This window comes from Pseudarthrobacter sp. fls2-241-R2A-127 (genome assembly GCF_030209355.1).
GTDB lineage: Bacteria > Actinomycetota > Actinomycetes > Actinomycetales > Micrococcaceae > Arthrobacter.
This window is the reverse complement of record NZ_JARVSF010000019.1, coordinates 95,734-114,095: the sequence shown is the minus strand read 5'-3', so window position 1 is coordinate 114,095 and position 18,362 is coordinate 95,734. Positions and strand designations below refer to the sequence as shown.

Here is an 18,362-nt window from a genome sequence, read left to right as displayed (position 1 = left end):
AACCATGGGCATCAAGGACGACGCCGTTGAGGTACGGGCCCAGGGATGGCGCACCTTGGCGGCCCTGCATGGCTTGATCGAAGGTGAGCTGGAACGCTCCCTGCAGGCCGAGTCAAAGCTTTCCGTGGTGGAGTACACCGTGCTGGATGCCCTCAGCCGGCAGGACGGGTGGCACATGCGGATGCAGCAGCTGGCCCGCGCCACGGCGCTCAGCCCCAGCGCCACCACGCGGCTGGTCAACCGCCTGGAGGACCGCGGCCTCCTGACCCGGATCCTGTGCGACGACGACCGCCGCGGCATTTACACCGAGCTGACCTCCAGCGGCATCAGCCTGCTTACAGAGGCCAGGCCCGTGCACGACGCCACCCTGGAGCGCGCGTTGGACCAGGCCCAGGCGGTCCCGGAGCTGGCACCGCTGGTGGACGCACTCCCCCGGCTGCACGCGCCGGCATAAACGGCAACCCCCGGACGGAACGTCGCGGGGGTTGCTGCTTGATGCGCGGGAACGGACCTTTTGGTCAGGTAACCTTGGCTGCGGCGTCCGTGGAGTGGCCGCCGGCAACGTTCTTGAAGTAGTGCTCCAGGTCCTCAAGGCTCTTGTCCTTCGTCTCCGGAACATATTTTGCGGCGAACGCGATGGCGCCGACGCCAAGCACGGCGAACACGAAGAACGTATTGGAGATCCCGATCGCTGCCAGCAGCTGCGGGAAGCCGAAGCCGATCAGGAAGTTCACGATCCACAGCAGGAAGGCCGAGGCCCCCATGCCCAGGCCGCGGATCTTCAGCGGGAAGATTTCCGAGAGCATCAGCCAGGTCACCGGGGAGATGGCTCCCTGCTGGAAGGCCAGGAAGGTCACTGTCAGCGCCAGGATGACGAAACCCCGGGCAGACCCTTCCGGCAGGATCAGCGAGAAGAAACCGATCAGCAGCAGCGCCGTCGTGGTTCCCACCTGGCCCGTGATCAGCATCCGCCGCCGGCCCACCTTGCCCAGCAGCCAGATCCCCACGAACGTAGCCAGGACCGAGATCACGCCGTTGGCGATGTTGGCCGTCAGCGCAGCCTCGCGGCCAAAGCCGGACTGCGACAGGATCTGGGTTCCGTAGTACATGATCGAGTTCACCCCGGTGATCTGCTGGATCACCGCCAGGCCCAGGCCCACGAAGAAGATCCGGCGGAGCCACGGGATGCCCAAGTCCTTCCACGAGCCCATCTTGGACTTGTAGTCCTCCACGGCCATGGCCTTGACTTCTTCAAATTCCCGGCGGGCCTCCTCCTGCGACCTGATCCGCTGCAGCACGCTGAGTGTCTCGCCGAAGCTGCCGATGGACGCCAGCCAGCGCGGGCTCTCCGGCATGAAGTTCATTCCGATCCACAGCGCGATGGCCGGAAGGGTGGCGATCACCAGCATCCAGCGCCAAATGCCGTGGGACTCGCCAAAGGAGTTGCCCAGGTAGGCATTGAAGATGAACGCGAGAAGCTGCCCGGTGACGATCATGAGTTCGTTCTGGGTGACTATCCGGCCGCGCCGGTTGCTCGGCGATACTTCGGCCAGATAAACCGGGACCGTCACCGATGCCCCGCCCACGGCCAGCCCCAGGATGAAGCGGGCGGCGATCATGACTTCAGTGGTCGGCGAGAACGTGCAGCCGAGCGTGCCCAGGAGGAAGATGACCGCCAGCACCATAATCATTTTTCGCCGGCCGTTGCGGTCAGCCAGGCGTCCGCCGAACAGGGCACCGAAGGCGGCGCCGAACAGCAACGACGACGTAACCAGGCCCTCAGTGAGCGGGGTGAGTCCCAAGTCCTCCTGCATATAGGGCAGGGCACCGTTGATTACCCCGGTGTCATAACCAAACAGCAGGCCGCCGAAGGTGGAAATGATGGTGACCGTGCGCAGGGCCCGCTGATGGTTGCCGGGCCGCGCGCCGGTATGCGCAGGCGAACTCATAGGCTGACTTTCTGGACATACTGCTTCATGGTTTCCAACTGGTAGCGGGAAACCTCTTCGGCTTTTTCGTCTTCGGCAAAGACGCTGGAGACCATCACTGTATCCTCCCGGTCCAGGAAGCCGATTTCCTTCAGGCCGCCGAAGAACTCGTCCCAGTTGACGTCGCCGTCGCCGATCTTCAGGTGCTGGTGGACCCGGACCGGGTTGCCCGGCGGGTTGGTGATGTAGCGCAGCCCGTGGGAGGCATGGTGGTTCATGGTGTCGGCCACGTGGACCAGCCGCAGCTTGTCCCCCGCCGCCCGCATGATGTCCAGGGGCGCGTTCTTCATGTGGAAGCTGTGTGAAGCCACATAAACCATGCCCACGTTCTTGGAATTGACGCCGCGGATCATGCGGATGGCAGCCAGGCCTTCCTCAACGAAATCGTCCGGGTGCGGGTCGATGAGCAGGTCGATCCCCTCCCGCTCGATGATCGGCAGCAGTTCCTCCATGGAGCGGTAGAAGGCCCGCTCGGATTCCTCGGCCTTCTCGGGACGGCCACTGAACTCGGTGTTCATGGTGCTGACGCCCAGGTCCACAGTGATCTGGATGGCGCGCTTCCAGTAGCGGACGGCTGCTTCCCGGGCGTCCTCGTCCGGACCAGACCAGCGCAGCACCGGCAGCACGGACGCGATCTCGATTCCGGCGTCCCGGCAGGACTTCTTCAGCTGGGCCACCAGCTCGTCATCCGCTTTGGGGTGGTTGAAGAACGGGATGAAGTCCGCGTGCGGGGTCATCTGCATGTACTTATAGCCGAGGTCCGCCACCACCTTGGGGAACTCCAGCAGGCTGTGCGAGTGGTGGAACGGGGTGGGGTCAAGGGCGATTTTCACGAAAACACTCCATTGTGGGATCAGTCAGGGGACGGAAAAGGGGACGGATGGCGCTCCGCCCCCTTTGCTCTCGTCCTACTTGTAAAGGTCGGGCTTTGCCGCCAGCTTCACGGCGACCTTTTCGCCGTTCTTCTGGGCTTCAACGCCGGCTTCGCAGCAGGCGGCGGTGGCGTACCCGTCCCAGGCGGAAGGGCCGCCGATTTCGCCCTTGAGTGCCGCGTCCACCCACGACTGGATTTCGACGTCGTACGCCGCGCCGAAACGCTCCTCGAACCCCGGGGTGACGTTGCCGCCCCAGCGGCCGGCGCTCCGGGTGTACGGGCCGGCGTCCCCGCCGATGCTGACGATGCCGTCCTCGAAGGAGGCCTGGGTGGCCACTTCGTAGCCAAACTTGGCGTTGACGTAGATTTCGACGTCGGCCAAGACGCCGGACTCGGTCTCAATCAGGACGTGCTGGGGGTCGTGCTGGCCTGAGGGTGCGTTCCTGGTGGCCTTGCCCAACCGGACCTGGACGCTGGTGATTTCCTCGCCTGTGAAGAACCGGATGGCATCGAACTCGTGGACCACCGAGTCGTTGATGAGCATCTCGTTCGTGAAGCCCGCGGGGGTGGTGGGGTTGCGGTGCTGGTGGTGGAGCATCAGCAGTTCACCCAGTTCCTGGTTCCGGATGATCGAGCCCAGCGCCGCGTATTCGGCGTCGAAGCGTCGCATGAACCCCACCTGGATGCGCTGGTGGCCCAGCGCAACCTCCGCTTCGACGATCTTCCAGGAGGATTCGGCGTCGGGGGTGAGCGGCTTTTCGCAGAGGATCGGAATGTCCTTGGCGAGAGCCTTGAGCAGGATGTCCTGGTGCAGGAAGCCGGGGGTGGCGATCAGGACCGCGTTGACGTCGCCGTTGTTCAGTGCCTCTTCAGCATCGACGAGGGCCACGGCGCCCGGGATCCCTTCGATGGCGGCCTGGGCGCGGGCGAGGTCGACGTCCACGACGGCGGCAACTTCGGCTCCGTGGATGCGCGTGTTGAGGCGCTGGATGTGGTCTGCGCCCATGCGGCCTGCGCCGATGACGGCGACGCGGAGGGTTTCAGTCATTGTTCTCTGTCCTTCGTGGTGTCTGGGGCTGGTTAGCTGACGCTGGTGCGGGAGCCGCAGGACAGCAGGTAGTTGCGGGTGCGTTTGGCGATCGGCATGGGAACGTCGAAGGCCACGGGGTACATGTCCTGCTCCACGATGCCGAAGATGGGCCGGTTCAGGGCTTCCACGGCTTCGATGACGGCCCGGAGGTCCGGCAGGCCGTTGGGCGGTTCGGTCATGACGCCGGCGAGGTTTGCTGCAGCCCAGGTCATGTTTTCCTCGTTGACCTTCTTGAGGATCTCAGGGTTGATCTGTTTCAGGTGCAGGTAGCCGATCCGGTCCGGGTAGTTCTTGATCAGTTCCAGGCTGGAGGCGCCGCAGTACTCAGCGTGGCCGGTGTCCAGGCAGAGGTTCAGGTATTTCGGGTCCGTGGCTGCCAGGAGGGTTTCGATGTCCTCTTGGGCCCCCACGTGGGAGTCCGCATGGGAGTGGAACTGCTGCTGCAGGCCGAAGTCCTCCAGCAGGGTCTTGCCCAGCTGGTTGTGGCCGGCAAACAGGTCGCTCCAGGCCTTTTCGGTGAGCGTGCCGCTTTCCACGGCCTCGCCGGTGACGTCGTCGCGCCACATGGCCGGGATGACCACCATGTGTTCTCCGCCCATCGCGGCGGTGAGCTCGGCGACCTTCCGTGCGGGTTCCCAAGCGGTTTCCCACTGGTCCAGGCCACGGTGGAAAGCGGTGAACACTGTGCCGGCGGAGATCTGCAGGTCGCGCTGCTTCAGTTCCTCTGCCAGGCGGGCGGGGTCGGTGGGCAGGTAACCGTACGGGCCCAGTTCGATCCACTTGTACCCTGATTCGGCCACCTCGTCGAGGAAGCGTTCCCAGGGGGTCTGCTTGGGATCGTCCGCGAACCAGACGCCCCAGGAGTCCGGCGCCGTGCCGATGATCAGCTTGTTCTCAGTCATTGTCTTTTCCTTTGCATCGACTGCTCCGTAGTTGTCGTTTTGGACGCTCAAAACGACAACTACGGAGCAATCGACGGGTAGGGCCCACGCCGCCAGGGTTCCCTGGCCGTGGAGCCAAATCGGCGATGGTCCCAGCCTGAGCTTGCGAAGGTTGGGAGCCGATTTGGACTTGCGAGGCGAGGGCGGCGGTGGGGACTAGTTGGACGGGAAGTTGTAGGAGGCGCCGGAGGCGTGGTGGATTTCGGGCCAGCGGGAGGTGACCACCTTGCCGCGGGTGTAAAAGGAGACGCCTTCGGGGCCGTAGATGTGCTTGTCGCCGAAGAGGGATGCCTTCCAGCCGCCGAAGGAGTGGTAGGCCACCGGTACCGGGAGGGGAACGTTGATGCCGATCATGCCCACCGTCACGGAACGCTGGAACTTACGGGCGGCAGCGCCGGAGGAGGTGAAGATGGCGGTGCCGTTGCCGTACGGGTTGGCGTTGATCAGCGTGATGCCCTCTTCCAGGGTGTCCACACGGACCACCACCAGGACCGGTCCGAAGATTTCCTCTTTGTAGGCGGTCATTTCGGTCTTGACGTGGTCCAGGACGGTGGGGCCGACCCAGAAGCCGTTCTCGTGGCCGGGGACCACCAGGTCCCGGCCGTCCACCACCATGGCGGCGCCGGCCGTTTCGGCTTCGGTGACGATCCGGACGATCCGTTCCTTGGAGGCCGGGGTGATGACAGGGCCCATTTCGGCGCCGGGTTCGGTGCCGTTGTTGACCTTCACAGCCAGAGCGCGTTCTTCGACCTTCTTGACCAGCAGGTCCGCGGCGTCTCCGACGGCGACCGCGACGGAGATGGCCATGCAGCGTTCCCCGGCGGAACCGAACGCGGCGGCGGCCAGGTGGTCGGCGGCGTTGTCCAGGTCGGCGTCGGGCAGCACGATGGCGTGGTTCTTCGCCCCGCCCAGGGCCTGGACTCGCTTGCCGTGCTTGGTGGCGGTTTCGTGGACGTACTGGGCGATCGGGGTGGATCCGACGAAGGAGATGCCGTCGACGTCCGGGTGGGTCAGGAGCCCGTCGACGGTTTCCTTGTCGCCGTGCAGGACCTGGAACACGCCGTCCGGCAGTCCGGCTTCCTTCCAGAGCTTGGCCAGCAGCAGCGACGCGGAGGGGTCACGCTCGGAGGGCTTGAGGATGAACGCGTTGCCGGTGGCGATCGCCATCGGCGCCATCCACAGAGGCACCATGACGGGGAAGTTGAATGGGGTGATGCCGGCGACCACGCCCAGGGGTTCGCGGAAGGAGAAGACGTCGATGCCGGTGGAGACCTGGTCCGAGTAATCGCCCTTGAGCAGGGTGGGGATACCGCAGGCGAACTCGACGACCTCGAGGCCGCGGCCGATCTCGCCCTTGGCGTCGGAAAGGACCTTGCCGTGCTCGGCGGTCACCAGGGCGGCGAGGTCATCCACGTGCGCGGCGACCAGCTCGCGGAACTTGAAGAGCACCGCGGTGCGCTTGGCCAGGGAGGTCTCGCCCCAGGTGTCGGCGGCCGTGCGGGCTGCAGCGACGGCGGTATCCAGGTCGGCCCGGTTGGCCAGGCGCAGTTCCCCGGTCACCGCACCCGTGGCCGGGTTGTACACGTTCGTGGTGCGGTCGCCCTCACCGGCGGTCTCCGCGCCGTTGAGAAAGTGGTTGATGACGGTTGCTTCGGTGGTGGTGGCAGTCATGGAACTCTTCCTTGAGTAGTGGAAAATGAGGTTCAGCCGAGCAGTTTGCGCTGGCGTGACTTGTGGTCGACGTAGGTCTGGAAGGCCTGTTTGGTGGAATCCAGTTCGGCGACCTGGGAGACGGGGACGTCCCACCAGGACTCGGAGGACGGTGCATCCAGGAGCGGGTCGGACTCGACGTGGATCAAGATGGGTCCGCTGCCCTCGGGGGCTGCCTTGGCGTCGCGGATGGCCTGCTCGAGTTCGGCGATCACCTTCTCGCCGGGTTCGATCCGGATGACCTTCACGCCCAGGGACTCGGCGTTCAAGGCCAGGTCGATCGGAAGCTTATCGCCGTCGTCGAAGCTGTGCTGCTCCTCGTCCAGGGTCCGGTACTGGGTGCCGAACCGCTGCGAGCCGAGCGATTCGGACAGCGAGCCGATGGAGGCGTAGCCGTGGTTCTGGATCAGGACCACGATCAGCTTGATCCGTTCGGCGACGGCGGTGACCAGTTCGGTAGGCATCATCAGGTAGGAGCCATCCCCCACCATGACGACGACGTCCCGCACCTCCGCGCGGTCCGCGCCCGCCGCCGTCGTACTGGCTGCTTCGGCGATCGCGGCGCGCTTGACGCCCAGGCCGCCGGGGATCTCGTAGCCCATGCAGGAGTAGGCATATTCGACGTGGTAGCCGAACGGGTCCCGGACCCGCCACATCTTGTGCAGGTCACCGGGCAGCGAACCAGCCGCGCAGATGACCACATCACGGGCATCCATGGCCCGGTTGGTGGCCCCGATGATCTCGTTCTGGGCCGGGAGCGGGGTGAAGCGGGTATCGAAGGCGTCGTCCACCGTGGCGTTCCAGCGCTTCTTCTCCGCCTCGATCTTCTGCTCCAGGTCAGCACCGACACGGTACCCGCCGAGGGCTGCGTTGAGCTTGACCAGGGCCTTGCGAGCGTCGGCGACGATCGGCAGGTGCGTGCCGTGCTTGTACGCATCGAGCGGGGCCACGTTGATGTTCACGAACTTCACGTCCGGGTTCTGGAACGCGGTCCGGGACGCGGTGGTGAAGTCCTCGTAGCGGGTGCCGATGCCGATGACCAGGTCCGCCTCAGCAGCGATGGCGTTCGCCGCCGTCGTGCCCGTGGAGCCGACCGCTCCCAGGGAGAACTGGTGGTCCCACGGGAGCACGCCCACACCGGCCTGGGTGTTGCCCACCGGAATGCCGGTCAGCTCAGCGAACTTGGCGAGTTCGTCGTTGGCGTAGGCGTAGAGGACGCCGCCGCCGGCGATGATCAGCGGACGCTTCGCGGCCCGGATCGCTGCAACGGCACGGGCGATGTCCTCGTCGTCGGCGTCGGGGCGGCGGATCCGCCATTCCCGCTCGGCCAGGAACTCGGCCGGGACATCGAAGGCCTCGGCCTGGACGTCCTGCGGCAGCGAAATGGTCACCGCGCCGGTCTCAGCTGGGTCCGTGAGGACACGCAGGCCGTGGTGGAACGCCGAGAACAGCTGCTCCGGCCGGTTCACCCGGTCAAAGAACTTGGACAGCGGCCGGAACGCATCATTGACCGTGATGTCGTACGCGTACGGCTGCTCCAGCTGCTGAAGGACAGGGTCGGCGGCGCGGGTGGCGAACGTGTCAGACGGCAGAAGCAGCACCGGGAGCCGGTTGGTGGTGGCCAGCGCGGCACCGGTCAGGAGGTTCGAGGACCCCGGCCCAATGGAGGTGCTGACCGCGAAGGTCTGGCGGCGGCGGGTATGCCGGGCATACCCGACGGCCTGGTGGACCTGGGCCTGTTCGTTCCGGCCCTGGTAGTACGGCATGAGGGTGGGGTCCAGTTGCTGGTACTGCTTCAGTGCCTGGCCCACGCCGGCAACGTTGCCGTGCCCGAAAATACCGAACGTGCCGGGAATGAGCCGCTCCCGGTACTCCACACCACCCACCGTGTCCACGGTGTACTGCCGGGAGAGATATTCGACGACGGCCTGCGCCACCGTCATCCTGCGCGTTCCTGTTGTGCCCATGGCTAGTTCTCCGGGAGTTCTGTGGTGTGATGCAGCAGCGAGGCTGCCGCGGCAACGGCGCCGGCGACGTCCCCGTCTGCAGGATAGAGAAGGGTCCGGCCAACCGTGAGGCCCTGGACGCCGGGCAGTGCCAGCGCGGCACCCCAGGTGGCGAAGACCTCATCCTGGGTACCGTCCGGGTCACCGCCCAGCAGCACGGTGGGCATGGTGGTGGCGGCCATGACGCGTTCCATCTCCGCCACGACCGGGAGCTTCATCCAGGTGTAGGCGCTGGTGGAACCCAGTCCCTCCGCAATGGCGATGGACTTGATCACGGCGTTGGGAGACAGGTCGTTGCGGACCCGGCCGTTCTCGCGGACCGAGAGGAACGGCTCCACCATGGCAATCAGCTTCCGTTCGGCCAGCGAATCAATCGCGTGGGCCGTCGCCTCCAAGGTGGCAACGGTGTCCGGGTCGCCCAGGCAGATCCGGGTGAGCATCTTCCCGCCATCGGCACCGAGGGCTTCCAGGGCGGCTGCGGTGTGGCCGGTGAAACGGTCATCGATCTCGTTGACCAGCCCGGACAGCCCGCCGCGGTTCATCGAACCGAACACGAGTTTTCCGTCCAGGGCGCCCAGCAGGAGGAGGTCGTCCATGATGTCCGGGGAGGCCAGGACACCGTCGACGGCCGGGTTGGCCAGCGCAATCTGGAGCCGGTCCAGCAGTTGCCGGCGGTCCGCCATCGCCACCGGATCGCTGCCGACAGCCAGGGCGCCGCGGGCCGGGTGGTCCGCGGCGACGATGAAGTTCTGCCGGCCCGCCTTCAGGCCGGGGTGGCGGCGGCGGGACTTCGCGGCACGGGCCACGGCGTCCGGGTCTTCGAGGCGGATGGTGCTCAGGTGCTCGTAGCGGCGGGGATCATCATCTACGGCTTTGGTCGAGGCAAGGGGTGTCAGGGTCACAGTGCTGCTCCTTCGGTGGCAAGCTGGGATGCGCCGGGAACCGGGCGGCCGCGTTCGGCCAGCAGTGAGGTGACCTCATCCGGCGTCGGCATGGCATCGGCGCAGGACAGCCGGGAAGCGACGATGGCGCCGGCGGCGTTGGCGTAGTCCAGGACCTGGGCCAGCGGCCAACCCGAGAGGAGTCCGTGGCAGAAAGCGCCGCCAAAGGAGTCACCGGCCCCAAGGCCGTTGAGGGTTTCCACCGGGACAGGAGCCGATACCACTCGCTCGGTGCGGGTCTTGGCCATGACGCCTTCCGGCCCGAGCTTGACGACGGCGATCTCCACACCGGCTGCCAGCAGGCGGTCCGCCTGCTCATCAGGGGTTCCCTCCCCCACGGCGACGGCGCATTCCTTGTCATTGCCAATGGCAACCGTGACGTGTGGCAGGATCCTGGCCACCTGGGCCCGGGCCTCTTCCTCGGATGCCCAGAACATGGGCCGGTAGTCCAGGTCCAGGATGGTGAACTGGCCCTCCTTCAGGCCGGTGCGGGGACGGGCCTGGTGCGCGGCGATGTGCGCGGACCGGGAAGGTTCCTGGCACAGGCCGGTCACGGTGGACCAGAAGATCCCGGCCTCCCGGATGGCGTCCAGGTCCAGCTCGCCGGCCCGGATTTGGAGGTCCGGCGCCGTGGGGAACCGGCCGTAGAAATAGAGCGGGAACTCATCCGTGGCCGGCTTGATGGCGCAGAACGTCACTGCCGTGGGCCAGTCTTTGACCGACGTGACGAAGGCGTCATCCACGTTGAACTTGTGGAGCTCGCGGTGCAGGTACGCCCCGAACGGGTCGTCCCCGGTCCGGGTGATCACGCCTGTCCGGCGGCCATGGCGGGCGGCGGCGACGGCGACGTTGGACGGGGAACCGCCCAGGTACTTGCCGAAGGAGTTGACGTCCTCCAAGCCAACCCCGATGTCGTTCGGGTAGATATCAACGCTGATGCGCCCGATCGTAAGAAGCTCATGGGTCACGGGAATCGTGGACCTTTCTGGTGTGGAACTCGAATCCTTCGAAGGACGTGAGCTCCGGAACTGGCAGGCCGTGGCGTGGGCCACAGGCACTACTTTGCCCTAGATCTAATGTCCTGTCAAAGGTTTGTACTGACATACTTACAACAGGCGTTAGAACCGCTTCCCGTGACGCCGGAGAGGGCCCGCAACTACTGCTTGGGGACCGCCAGCTCGCCGGTAATGTACTGCGCGCGGCCGAATCCGAACGACCAGTCGCCGGCACCGTTTTCCACATAGCCGATGAAGACATCCTCGCCGGCGACCCCAACTCCGGCCAGCTTCTCGGCGACAGCCGCGAAGAGCTGCTGCTTGGCTTCCTGCGACCTGCCGGCCTGGGTGAAGATCTGGATCATCACCACTCCCCCGGTGCGCTCAAATCCCAGACCCGCATCCTGGGCAATGATCCGGCCCTGCGGGTGTTCGGTAATGATGTGGAAGTAATCCCGCTCCGGAATTCCATACTCGGCAAGGATTGCGTCATGGATCCCGCGGCTCAGCTTCTGCAATTCCTCGGAGGTTCGGCCTTCGTTGACGTCAATGCGGACCAGGGGCATGATCATTCTCCTTCACCAGATTTGTCCTAACATACTAACAAACAAAGAACTGGCAAAACAAACCCTTGCGCCACTCCGACGCGCTGGATATTATTAATCAACCGAAAGGTTTATAAACAAAAAAGTTGATTAAAGAGGATTGACAGTGATCTCCGATGACGCGGCCCTGGACGCGGCCTTCCTGGCCCTGGCCGATCCCGTGCGTCGAAGCATCATCGCCCGGCTCAGCAGGGGCCCGGCAACTGTGAACGAATTGGCTGAACCATTCGAGATCTCCAAGCAGGCGGTTTCGAAGCACATCCAGGTACTCGAGCAGGCTGAACTGGTAACCCGGACCAGGGACGCACAGCGCCGGCCCGTACACCTGAACCCCGCACGACTGGAGGCGCTCACCTCTTGGATCGACCAGCACCGGTTGGTCCGGGAGGAGCAGTTCCGCAGCCTCGATGCCGTGCTTGAAACCAGCGCCGGCCAAGCGGCGCCCAAGGCAAAGGAAGAACAATGAGCAACCCACTGAAGATCACCGCGCCGGAAGGTCTTCCCTACATCGACTTCGAGCGGGAGTTCGATTTTCCGGTGGCGGACGTGTTCCGCGCCCACAAGGACCCCGCACTGATAACCCAATGGTTGGGTCCGCGTGGCATGAAGATGGAGATGGACCATTACGATTTCCGCACCGGCGGGAGTTACCGGTACATCCACACGGGACCGGAGGGCGTACCGTACGAGTTCCGCGGCATCTTCCACACGGTGCGCGAGAACGAGTTTGCGCTGCAGACCTTCGAGTTCGGCGGCTACCCGGATTCGGTCAGCCTGGAGTCCATGACATTTGAGGAGCTCGACGGCGGCCGGTGCCGGCTGCGGGGCCACGCCATGTACCAGAGCATGGAGGCCCGGGACGGCATGCTGCACTCAGGCATGGAGGGCGGCATGTCCGAAGGCTACGAGCGGCTGGAAGAACTGCTGGCCGGTGCGACGGCCCCTGCCTGACGCACCAGCATTGCTTCGTCCAGGACGCGTCCCAGGTTCGCGGCATCGTGGGCGAACCTGCCAAGGAAGAGTCCGTCCGCAGCCGCCAGCTGCGGCAACAAACCGGGGCCGGCGCTGCCGCCGTAGATCAGGGGGCAACGCGCGCCCAGGGCGGCCCGGATCTGAGTGAGGACCGCGTTGACGTGGTCCGGGGCGGCAGGCTCGTTGGCGCCGATGGCCCACACGGGTTCGTAGGCGAGGACCAGGCGATGCAGCAGCTCCGCGTCGCCGTCGGTGGCAGCATGCACCTGCTCCACGCAAAAGGCGGCGGCAGCCCCGGCGTCGAGCCTGTCAGGCTCGCCGATGCACAGCAGCGGCGTGAGGGAATGTTCGACGGCGGCACGCACCTTGCGTGCCACCACGGCGTCGTCCTCGCCAAACAACCGGCGGCGTTCTGCGTGGCCGATCTCAACAAGTGATACCCCGAGTTCGGCCAGCATGCCGGGGCTGACCTCTCCGGTCAGCGGCCCGTCGCCCCAGGCGCAGTTCTGCGCCCCGAGCAGCACGGGCGAGCCCGCCAGGATCCGCGCGGCGGGCTCCAGGACCGGGAAGGACGGAATGGCGAAGACCCGGACCGGGGAATCCTGCGCGGCCAGTCCGGGCCTGTCATCCACGATGGAACGCACCTCCGACAGCCAGCGCAGGCTTTCCCGGTAGCCCAGGTACATCTTGGTGCTGACACCGATGTAGAGGGGACCGCTGCCTGCGCTGCTGCCGGAGGTGTTCATGGTTTTCCTTGCGTGGAGGGTGGGTCTGCTCAGTCGAGCAGGTCGTCGGCCTTGTTCTTGAACCGTTTGGTGGCGAACATCATCGCGGCCGCCACGAAGGGCAGCACGCCCAAGGCGTAGACGCCCATGGATCCTGTGGGCGACTGCGTAGCCTCATTGACGGCGGTGCGGAGGATGGGGGCAACGAAGCCGCCCAGGTTGCCGAGGGAGTTAATCAGGCCGATGCCGGCGGCAGCAGCCGAGCCGGCCAGGAATGCTGTGGGATAGGCCCACACCACGGGACCGACGGCCAGGAAGCTGCAGACCGCCAGGGTTATGAAGATCATGCCCAGGACCGGCTGGTGGTTGGTACCCGCCCAGGCCGAACCGAAGATGCACAAGCCGGTGGAGATGAACAGGATGGTGCCGAACGTGCGGCGCTTGGCCACGGTGTTGGCGGCCTTGCCGATGAAGTAGCAGGAGAAAATGCCGAAGAACCAGGGCACGGCGATCAGCAGGCCGACGGCGAGGCCCACCTTCTGCCCGGTCAGCGAGGACACCTGCTGCGGCAGGAAGAACGTCACGCCGTACACGGCGATCTGCAGGCAGAAGTAGATGATGGTGAAGTACCAGACGCGGCCGTTCCGCATGGCGGCGAGGATGCCGCGCGGGCCGTGCTCGTCCTTGACCGTGTCTTCCAGCGCCATGACTTCCTTCAGCGCGTATTTCTCGTCTTTGCTGAGGAACTTGGCTTTCTCAGGGCCATTGATCAGGAAGAAGAACGCCGCGATCCCCGCCAGGACTGCAAGCAGGCCTTCGACGAAGAACATCACCTGCCAGCCGCGCAGGCCGGGCACCTGGTCACCGATGTTGATGAGCCAGCCCGAGAGCGGGTTACCGATCATCTGGGAGAACGGCTGGGCCAGGTAGAAGATGGCGAACATCTGCACGCGCACCTTGTTCGGGAACCATTCGGCGAGGTACATGATCACGCCCGGGAACAGGCCGGCCTCGGTGACGCCGAGCAGGAAACGCAGGATCACGAACGAGGTCTCGCCCTGGACGAAGGCGAAGCAGGCCGAGACGATGCCCCAGGTGATGGCAATGCGGGCCAGCCAGATCTTGGCGCCGACCTTCTTGAGCAGCAGGTTGCTGGGGATCTCGAAGATGGCGTAGCCAATGAAGAAGATGCCGGCACCGAGGGCGAAGGCCCCGGCGGACACCCCCTTGTCTGCTCCCAGGGCCGCCTCGGCGAAGCCGACGTTGGTGCGGTCAAGGAAAGACACGATGTACAGGATGACCAGCATCGGCATGAGCCGGCGGGCCGCCTTGGAAATCGCGGACTTCAGGACCGGCCGGGCCAGAAGCTCCTTGGATGTTGCGGTGGTTTCGGACACAACACTCTCCTTCGAGTGGTGACGTTGGTGGTGCCCCGCGGGCCGGCGGCCTACGGGATTGGGATGGCGCCCGGCCTTGGGATGCCGGGAGGCGCCGTCAGTGCATGTAGAGCCCGCCGTCGACGTTTAGCGTCTGGCCGGAGATGTAGCCGGCGTCCTCGCCGATGAGGAAGGAGATGGCCGCCGCAATGTCGCGGGTGGTGCCCACCCGGTTCACCACGAGGTCCTTGACGAGTTCGTCCTTGCGTTCCGCGCTAAGGGTGCCACCCATGATGTCCGTGTCGATCGGACCGGGCGAGATCGCATTGACAGTGATGTCGTACTCCCCCAGCTCCCGGGCCGTGGCGCGGGTCAGGCCAATGACGCCGGCCTTCGCCACCGAGTACGGGGTCTTGCTGAACGTGCCGCCGCCCCGCTGGGCGGAGACCGAGGAGATGTTCACGATCCGGCCCAGCCGGTTCTTCACCATCGATTCGGCGGCCCGGCGGGTCGCGTAGTGCACGCCGTTCATGTTGATGTTGACCACGCGGTCCCATTCGGCGCCGTCGAGCTCGAGGTAGGGAACCGGCGAGCTGACGCCCGCGATGTTCGCCAGGGCCACCAGCTGCGGAAGTTCGGCCTCAATCTCGTCGATGGCGGCACGGACGGAAGCCTCGTCTCCGATGTTGGCGCCTGCGCCGTGGGCCTTGATGCCGTGTTTTTCGGCCAATTCCTTGGCCAGGATCTTGCTGGCTGCATCGTCGAGGTCGATCACGCCGATGTTCCAGCCGCGCTCGGCCAGGTATTCAGCGGTGGCACGGCCGATGCCGCGTTCGGACACGGCACCAGTAACAATCACGGTGCGGTCTGCGGGGAAAACTGTCATGGAATGTTCCTTCTGGTTCAGGGAGGGCAGGGCGGCTAGGACAGCGGGGCCGGGCCCAGTTCCTCGATGAGCTTCTGCATGGCGACGTACGCCTTGTTCCGGTAGGCAACCAGGGCGGCGGTGCGCTCAGCCGGGACGTCGAGGAAGCCGGACCCGGTTTTGGTGCCCAGCAGGCCGGCGTCGACCTTGTCCTGCAGGATCTGCGGGGTGGCGAACCGCTCCGGGAAGCCGGTCTGCAGTGACTTGTAGCAGAACGCGTAGACGTCCAGCCCGGCCATGTCGGCGATGGCGAAGGGGCCGAAGAACGGCAGCCGGAAGCCGAAGGTGGTGCGGACCAGCGTGTCCACGTCTTCGGCGCTGGCGATGCCTTCCTCCACCACCTGGGCGGCTTCGTGGAAGAGGGCGTACTGGAGCCGGTTCAGTACGAAGCCGGTGACGTCCTTGACGGTGGCCGTCTCCTTGCCGGTCTCTCCCACGATGGTGCGGGCGGCCTGCACGGTCGCCTCGGAGGTCCCTTCATGCGGGATGACTTCCACGCCGGGGATGAACGGGGCCGGGTTGGAGAAGTGGACGCCGAGGAAGCGCTCCGGGTTTTCAACCACTTCGGCGAGCTTGCCGATGGAGATGGTGGAGGTGTTGGAGCCAATGATGGCGTCCGGGCGCGCGGCGGCGCTGATCCGCCCCAGGGTGGCGTGCTTGATCTCGAGGACTTCCGGCACTGCCTCCTCAATGTACTCGGCGTCAGCAACCGCTTCTTCGATGTCCTTGGCGGCCCAGAGGTTTTCCTTCAGCAAGTCCGTGGCGTTGGCCGGGAAGAGGCCGGCAGCCACAAATTCGTCGGATTCCTTCAGCAGGCGCTCGTAGTTGCCCTGGGCGATTTCGGCGGAGACGTCCGCCAGGGCCACGCGGGCTCCGGCGAGTGCCAGGACCTGGGCGATTCCGCCGCCCATGTAGCCGGAGCCGACGACGGCGATGTTACGGGTGCTCATGTGGTTTCAAGTCCTTCCGACGCGCCCTCATAGGAGCAGATGGCGTCTACTTTGGCCGCGGATGCGGAGTTTTCATCGAAGTGGTAGTTGAGCCATTCGCCCACCAGTTTCTTGGCAAGTTCCAGGCCGATGACGCGCTGGCCCATGGTCAGCACCTGTGCGTTGTTTGACAGCACCGAGCGTTCCACCGAGTAACTGTCGTGCGCGGTAACGGCACGGATCCCCGGTACCTTGTTGGCTGAAATGGCGACGCCCAGCCCGGTTCCGCAGATCAGCAGGGCGCGGTCCGCTTCGCCGGCGGCCACCTTGCGGGCCGCGGCAACTGCCAGGTGGGGGTAGGCGGTGGAGTCGTCGGCGCCGACTCCCACGTCCTCCACCGAGGCAACGCGGGGGTCCGCCTCCAGCAGTTCACGCAGCGCGTTCTTGTATTCCACGCCGGCTTCGTCATTGCCGACGACGATGCGCCAGCCCGGCTGGGATTGCTCAGTCATGAGGGTTCTCCTTTAGTGGCTTTCGATGGTGGCGGCGTAGTCGGCCAGCCTGCGGGCGATGAGGCCGAAGGACACCGCGCCGGGATCCGGGTGGCCCAGGCTCTTCTCTGCCAAAGGACGGGCGCGCCCCTTCTTCGGGCTGAGTCCTGCAGTCGCGTCAGCGGCCTTTGCCGCAGCCTCCGCCGCCGCCCGGAGGCTGGTTGCCAGGCTCCCGCCGTCGTCAATTGCCCGGGTGAAAGTGTCAGCGAACGGGAGCAGCGCGTCCACCATGGTCTTGTCTCCGGCTTCGGCCTTGCCCAGGGTGATGATGGCGTCGCGAAGGGCGTTGACGGCCGCCGCGGCGTCTGCCGCCGTGTAGGAATCCTTGCTGCCCAGGGTCCTGCCGACGGCGGTGACGCCCGCGCCCCAGAGGGCGCCGGAGGTCCCGCCGGCACGTTCGGCCCACTGCTCCCCCGCCGCCGCGAGGAGTTCCTCCAGGCCGGCACCGGCTGCGTGGGACTTTTCAGCGGCAGCAACGGCGGCGTCCACGCCCCTGCGCATGCCGATGCCGTGGTCGCCGTCCCCGGCGATGGCATCGAGCTTGCCGAGCGCTTCTTCGTGTTCGACGACGACGGCGCGCGTCTCTTTCAGGGCGTCCACGGCGGTGGCGGCCAGGGCAGTCGAAGCGGCGGTGGCGTCCAGCGCAGGTGCCGTTCCGGCCTCGGCCATGGACGCCACGGACCGTGCCTTGCGTGGGGCCAGGTTGCCTTTGCGGAAAGCCGGCGTGTCAGCCGGGGCGGACCAGAACTCTTCCAGCTCATCGTCCAGCCAAAACAGCGTCAGGGACAGTCCGGACATGTCCAGGCTGGTCACCAGTTCGCCGCACTCGGGTTCCACGATTTCCAGTCCGGCCCCGGTCAGCAGGGCCTCGATCCTGCCGAACAGCAGGAACAGTTCGTCGTATTTGACCGTGCCGAGGCCGTTGAGGATGGGCACCACGCGGGTGCCTGCCTCTTCCGGCTTGTCCTTCAGCAGGCCCTCCACCAGGAGCTTCGCCAGCTCGCTCGCGGTAGGAAGGGGCTGCTCGGAGATCCCCGGTTCGCCGTGGATGCCGAGCCCTACCGACATCGTGCCGCCAGGGACCGTGAACAGCGGTTCGGCTGCCCCGGGCAGGGTGCAGCCGGCAAAGGCCACGCCGAGCGAGCGGGTGTGGTGGTTGGCCTTGATGGCGAGCCGCTCCACCTGGTCCAGGTCCAGGCCGGCCTCGGCTGCCGCGCCGGCCACTTTGAAGACCGTGAGATCGCCGGCGATGCCTCGGCGTTTGCCGATTTCCGCCAGCGGAGCGCTGGCGATGTCATCGGTGACCAGCACCGTGCGGGTTTCGATGCCTTCGGCGTTCAGCTTGTCCTGGGCCTGGCCAAAGTGGAGGACGTCGCCGGCATAGTTGCCGTAGCTGAGCAGGACTCCCCCGCCGGCCTGGGATGCCTTGGCCACGCGGTACACCTGGCCGGCGGAGGGGGAAGCGAACATATTGCCGCAGGCGCTCCCGGAAGCGAGCCCTGCACCCACCAGGCCTGCGAAGGCCGGGTAGTGGCCGGAACCGCCGCCGATGACCAGGGCCACCTGGCCGGCGGGCGATTCGGTGGAGCGGACAACGCCGCCGTCAACGCGCGCAACATACTGGCGGTTGGCGGCCACGAAGCCGTCGAGGGCGTCGTCTGCGAACTGCGCTGGATCGTCAAATATCTTTGTCATGATTCCTCGTTGAACCGGTGTTCTTGATGGGGATGCTGA

The 18,362-nt window shown here is 65.7% G+C and carries 18 protein-coding genes; 3 read left to right on the top strand and 15 right to left on the bottom strand.

The window, feature by feature from the left end; translation table 11 throughout:
* Positions 1–4: 4 nt before the first annotated feature.
* Positions 5–454, top strand: a complete 450-nt coding sequence (locus tag QRN53_RS14180) for a MarR family winged helix-turn-helix transcriptional regulator (protein WP_285244473.1) — start codon at positions 5–7, stop codon at positions 452–454.
* Between the two features lie 64 nt (positions 455–518).
* Here the strand turns inward: QRN53_RS14180 and QRN53_RS14175 are convergent, their stop codons facing one another.
* From QRN53_RS14175 to QRN53_RS14135, 9 genes are all read right to left on the bottom strand, one after another.
* The gene (locus QRN53_RS14175) at positions 519–1,949 is read right to left on the bottom strand and encodes a sugar porter family MFS transporter (protein WP_285244472.1); all 1,431 of its coding nucleotides are present in this window, start codon (positions 1,947–1,949) and stop codon (positions 519–521) included.
* Complete coding sequence (locus QRN53_RS14170; protein WP_285244471.1) at positions 1,946–2,821, bottom strand: sugar phosphate isomerase/epimerase family protein; 876 nt, start codon at positions 2,819–2,821, stop codon at positions 1,946–1,948. Before QRN53_RS14170 ends, QRN53_RS14175 begins: the two co-directional genes overlap by 4 nt.
* 75 nt (positions 2,822–2,896) lie before the next feature.
* Positions 2,897–3,910, bottom strand: a complete 1,014-nt coding sequence (locus tag QRN53_RS14165) for a Gfo/Idh/MocA family protein (RefSeq protein WP_285244470.1) — start codon at positions 3,908–3,910, stop codon at positions 2,897–2,899.
* A 32-nt stretch (positions 3,911–3,942) separates the two neighbouring features.
* Complete coding sequence (locus QRN53_RS14160; RefSeq protein ID WP_285244469.1) at positions 3,943–4,854, bottom strand: sugar phosphate isomerase/epimerase family protein; 912 nt, start codon at positions 4,852–4,854, stop codon at positions 3,943–3,945.
* 195 nt (positions 4,855–5,049) lie between these two features.
* Positions 5,050–6,564: a CoA-acylating methylmalonate-semialdehyde dehydrogenase gene (locus QRN53_RS14155; RefSeq protein WP_285244468.1), complete on the bottom strand. Its 1,515-nt coding sequence runs from the start codon at positions 6,562–6,564 to the stop codon at positions 5,050–5,052.
* A 32-nt stretch (positions 6,565–6,596) separates the two neighbouring features.
* Positions 6,597–8,546 carry a 3D-(3,5/4)-trihydroxycyclohexane-1,2-dione acylhydrolase (decyclizing) gene (gene iolD / locus QRN53_RS14150; protein ID WP_502934850.1) on the bottom strand — a complete coding sequence of 650 codons (1,950 nt, stop codon included), beginning with the start codon at positions 8,544–8,546 and terminating at the stop codon, positions 6,597–6,599.
* 26 nt (positions 8,547–8,572) lie between these two features.
* Positions 8,573–9,511 carry a Cgl0159 family (beta/alpha)8-fold protein gene (locus QRN53_RS14145; protein ID WP_285244466.1) on the bottom strand — a complete coding sequence of 313 codons (939 nt, stop codon included), beginning with the start codon at positions 9,509–9,511 and terminating at the stop codon, positions 8,573–8,575.
* Positions 9,508–10,518 carry a 5-dehydro-2-deoxygluconokinase gene (gene iolC, locus QRN53_RS14140; protein ID WP_285244465.1) on the bottom strand — a complete coding sequence of 337 codons (1,011 nt, stop codon included), beginning with the start codon at positions 10,516–10,518 and terminating at the stop codon, positions 9,508–9,510. The genes QRN53_RS14145 and iolC overlap by 4 nt, the downstream gene beginning before the upstream one ends.
* Before the next feature lie 188 nt (positions 10,519–10,706).
* Positions 10,707–11,111 carry a tautomerase family protein gene (locus QRN53_RS14135; RefSeq protein ID WP_285244464.1) on the bottom strand — a complete coding sequence of 135 codons (405 nt, stop codon included), beginning with the start codon at positions 11,109–11,111 and terminating at the stop codon, positions 10,707–10,709.
* Positions 11,112–11,256: 145 nt separating this feature from the next.
* Between QRN53_RS14135 and QRN53_RS14130 the strand changes: the two genes are divergently transcribed.
* On the top strand, positions 11,257–11,616 hold the full coding sequence (locus tag QRN53_RS14130) for an ArsR/SmtB family transcription factor (protein ID WP_285244463.1): 360 nt from the start codon (positions 11,257–11,259) through the stop codon (positions 11,614–11,616).
* Positions 11,613–12,101 (top strand): SRPBCC family protein, encoded by a 489-nt coding sequence (locus tag QRN53_RS14125; RefSeq protein WP_285244462.1) that lies wholly within the window; start codon positions 11,613–11,615, stop codon positions 12,099–12,101. The genes QRN53_RS14130 and QRN53_RS14125 overlap by 4 nt, the downstream gene beginning before the upstream one ends.
* Here the strand turns inward: QRN53_RS14125 and QRN53_RS14120 are convergent.
* The 6 genes from QRN53_RS14120 to QRN53_RS14095 form a co-directional block, all read right to left on the bottom strand.
* A complete protein-coding gene (locus QRN53_RS14120; RefSeq protein WP_285244461.1) occupies positions 12,053–12,868 on the bottom strand; it encodes a triose-phosphate isomerase family protein in 816 nt (271 codons plus the stop codon). The genes QRN53_RS14125 and QRN53_RS14120 overlap by 49 nt on opposite strands.
* A gap of 29 nt (positions 12,869–12,897) precedes the next feature.
* Positions 12,898–14,244: an MFS transporter gene (locus QRN53_RS14115; protein WP_285244460.1), complete on the bottom strand. Its 1,347-nt coding sequence runs from the start codon at positions 14,242–14,244 to the stop codon at positions 12,898–12,900.
* Positions 14,245–14,341: 97 nt separating this feature from the next.
* Positions 14,342–15,109, bottom strand: a complete 768-nt coding sequence (locus QRN53_RS14110; protein WP_285244459.1) for an SDR family NAD(P)-dependent oxidoreductase — start codon at positions 15,107–15,109, stop codon at positions 14,342–14,344.
* A gap of 35 nt (positions 15,110–15,144) precedes the next feature.
* Entirely contained in the window at positions 15,145–16,098 is a 954-nt protein-coding gene (locus QRN53_RS14105) for a 3-hydroxyacyl-CoA dehydrogenase family protein (protein ID WP_285244458.1), read from the bottom strand.
* The gene (locus QRN53_RS14100; RefSeq protein ID WP_285244457.1) at positions 16,095–16,589 is read right to left on the bottom strand and encodes a ribose-5-phosphate isomerase; all 495 of its coding nucleotides are present in this window, start codon (positions 16,587–16,589) and stop codon (positions 16,095–16,097) included. The genes QRN53_RS14105 and QRN53_RS14100 overlap by 4 nt, the downstream gene beginning before the upstream one ends.
* A gap of 12 nt (positions 16,590–16,601) precedes the next feature.
* Complete coding sequence (locus tag QRN53_RS14095; protein ID WP_285244456.1) at positions 16,602–18,323, bottom strand: dihydroxyacetone kinase family protein; 1,722 nt, start codon at positions 18,321–18,323, stop codon at positions 16,602–16,604.
* Positions 18,324–18,362: the final 39 nt, after the last annotated feature.

Bases quoted from the DNA above. Each gene is read 5' to 3' on its own strand.
- QRN53_RS14180 (WP_285244473.1), top strand. From the start codon at position 5: ATGGGCATCAAGGACGACGCCGTTGAGGTACGGGCCCAGGGATGGCGC.
- QRN53_RS14175 (WP_285244472.1), bottom strand. From the start codon at position 1,949: ATGAGTTCGCCTGCGCATACCGGCGCGCGGCCCGGCAACCATCAGCGG.
- QRN53_RS14165 (WP_285244470.1), bottom strand. From the start codon at position 3,910: ATGACTGAAACCCTCCGCGTCGCCGTCATCGGCGCAGGCCGCATGGGC.
- QRN53_RS14160 (WP_285244469.1), bottom strand. From the start codon at position 4,854: ATGACTGAGAACAAGCTGATCATCGGCACGGCGCCGGACTCCTGGGGC.
- QRN53_RS14155 (WP_285244468.1), bottom strand. From the start codon at position 6,564: ATGACTGCCACCACCACCGAAGCAACCGTCATCAACCACTTTCTCAAC.
- iolD (WP_502934850.1), bottom strand. From the start codon at position 8,546: ATGACGGTGGCGCAGGCCGTCGTCGAATATCTCTCCCGGCAGTACACC.
- QRN53_RS14135 (WP_285244464.1), bottom strand. From the start codon at position 11,111: ATGCCCCTGGTCCGCATTGACGTCAACGAAGGCCGAACCTCCGAGGAA.
- QRN53_RS14125 (WP_285244462.1), top strand. From the start codon at position 11,613: ATGAGCAACCCACTGAAGATCACCGCGCCGGAAGGTCTTCCCTACATC.
- QRN53_RS14120 (WP_285244461.1), bottom strand. From the start codon at position 12,868: ATGAACACCTCCGGCAGCAGCGCAGGCAGCGGTCCCCTCTACATCGGT.
- QRN53_RS14110 (WP_285244459.1), bottom strand. From the start codon at position 15,109: ATGACAGTTTTCCCCGCAGACCGCACCGTGATTGTTACTGGTGCCGTG.
- QRN53_RS14105 (WP_285244458.1), bottom strand. From the start codon at position 16,098: ATGAGCACCCGTAACATCGCCGTCGTCGGCTCCGGCTACATGGGCGGC.
- QRN53_RS14100 (WP_285244457.1), bottom strand. From the start codon at position 16,589: ATGACTGAGCAATCCCAGCCGGGCTGGCGCATCGTCGTCGGCAATGAC.
- QRN53_RS14095 (WP_285244456.1), bottom strand. From the start codon at position 18,323: ATGACAAAGATATTTGACGATCCAGCGCAGTTCGCAGACGACGCCCTC.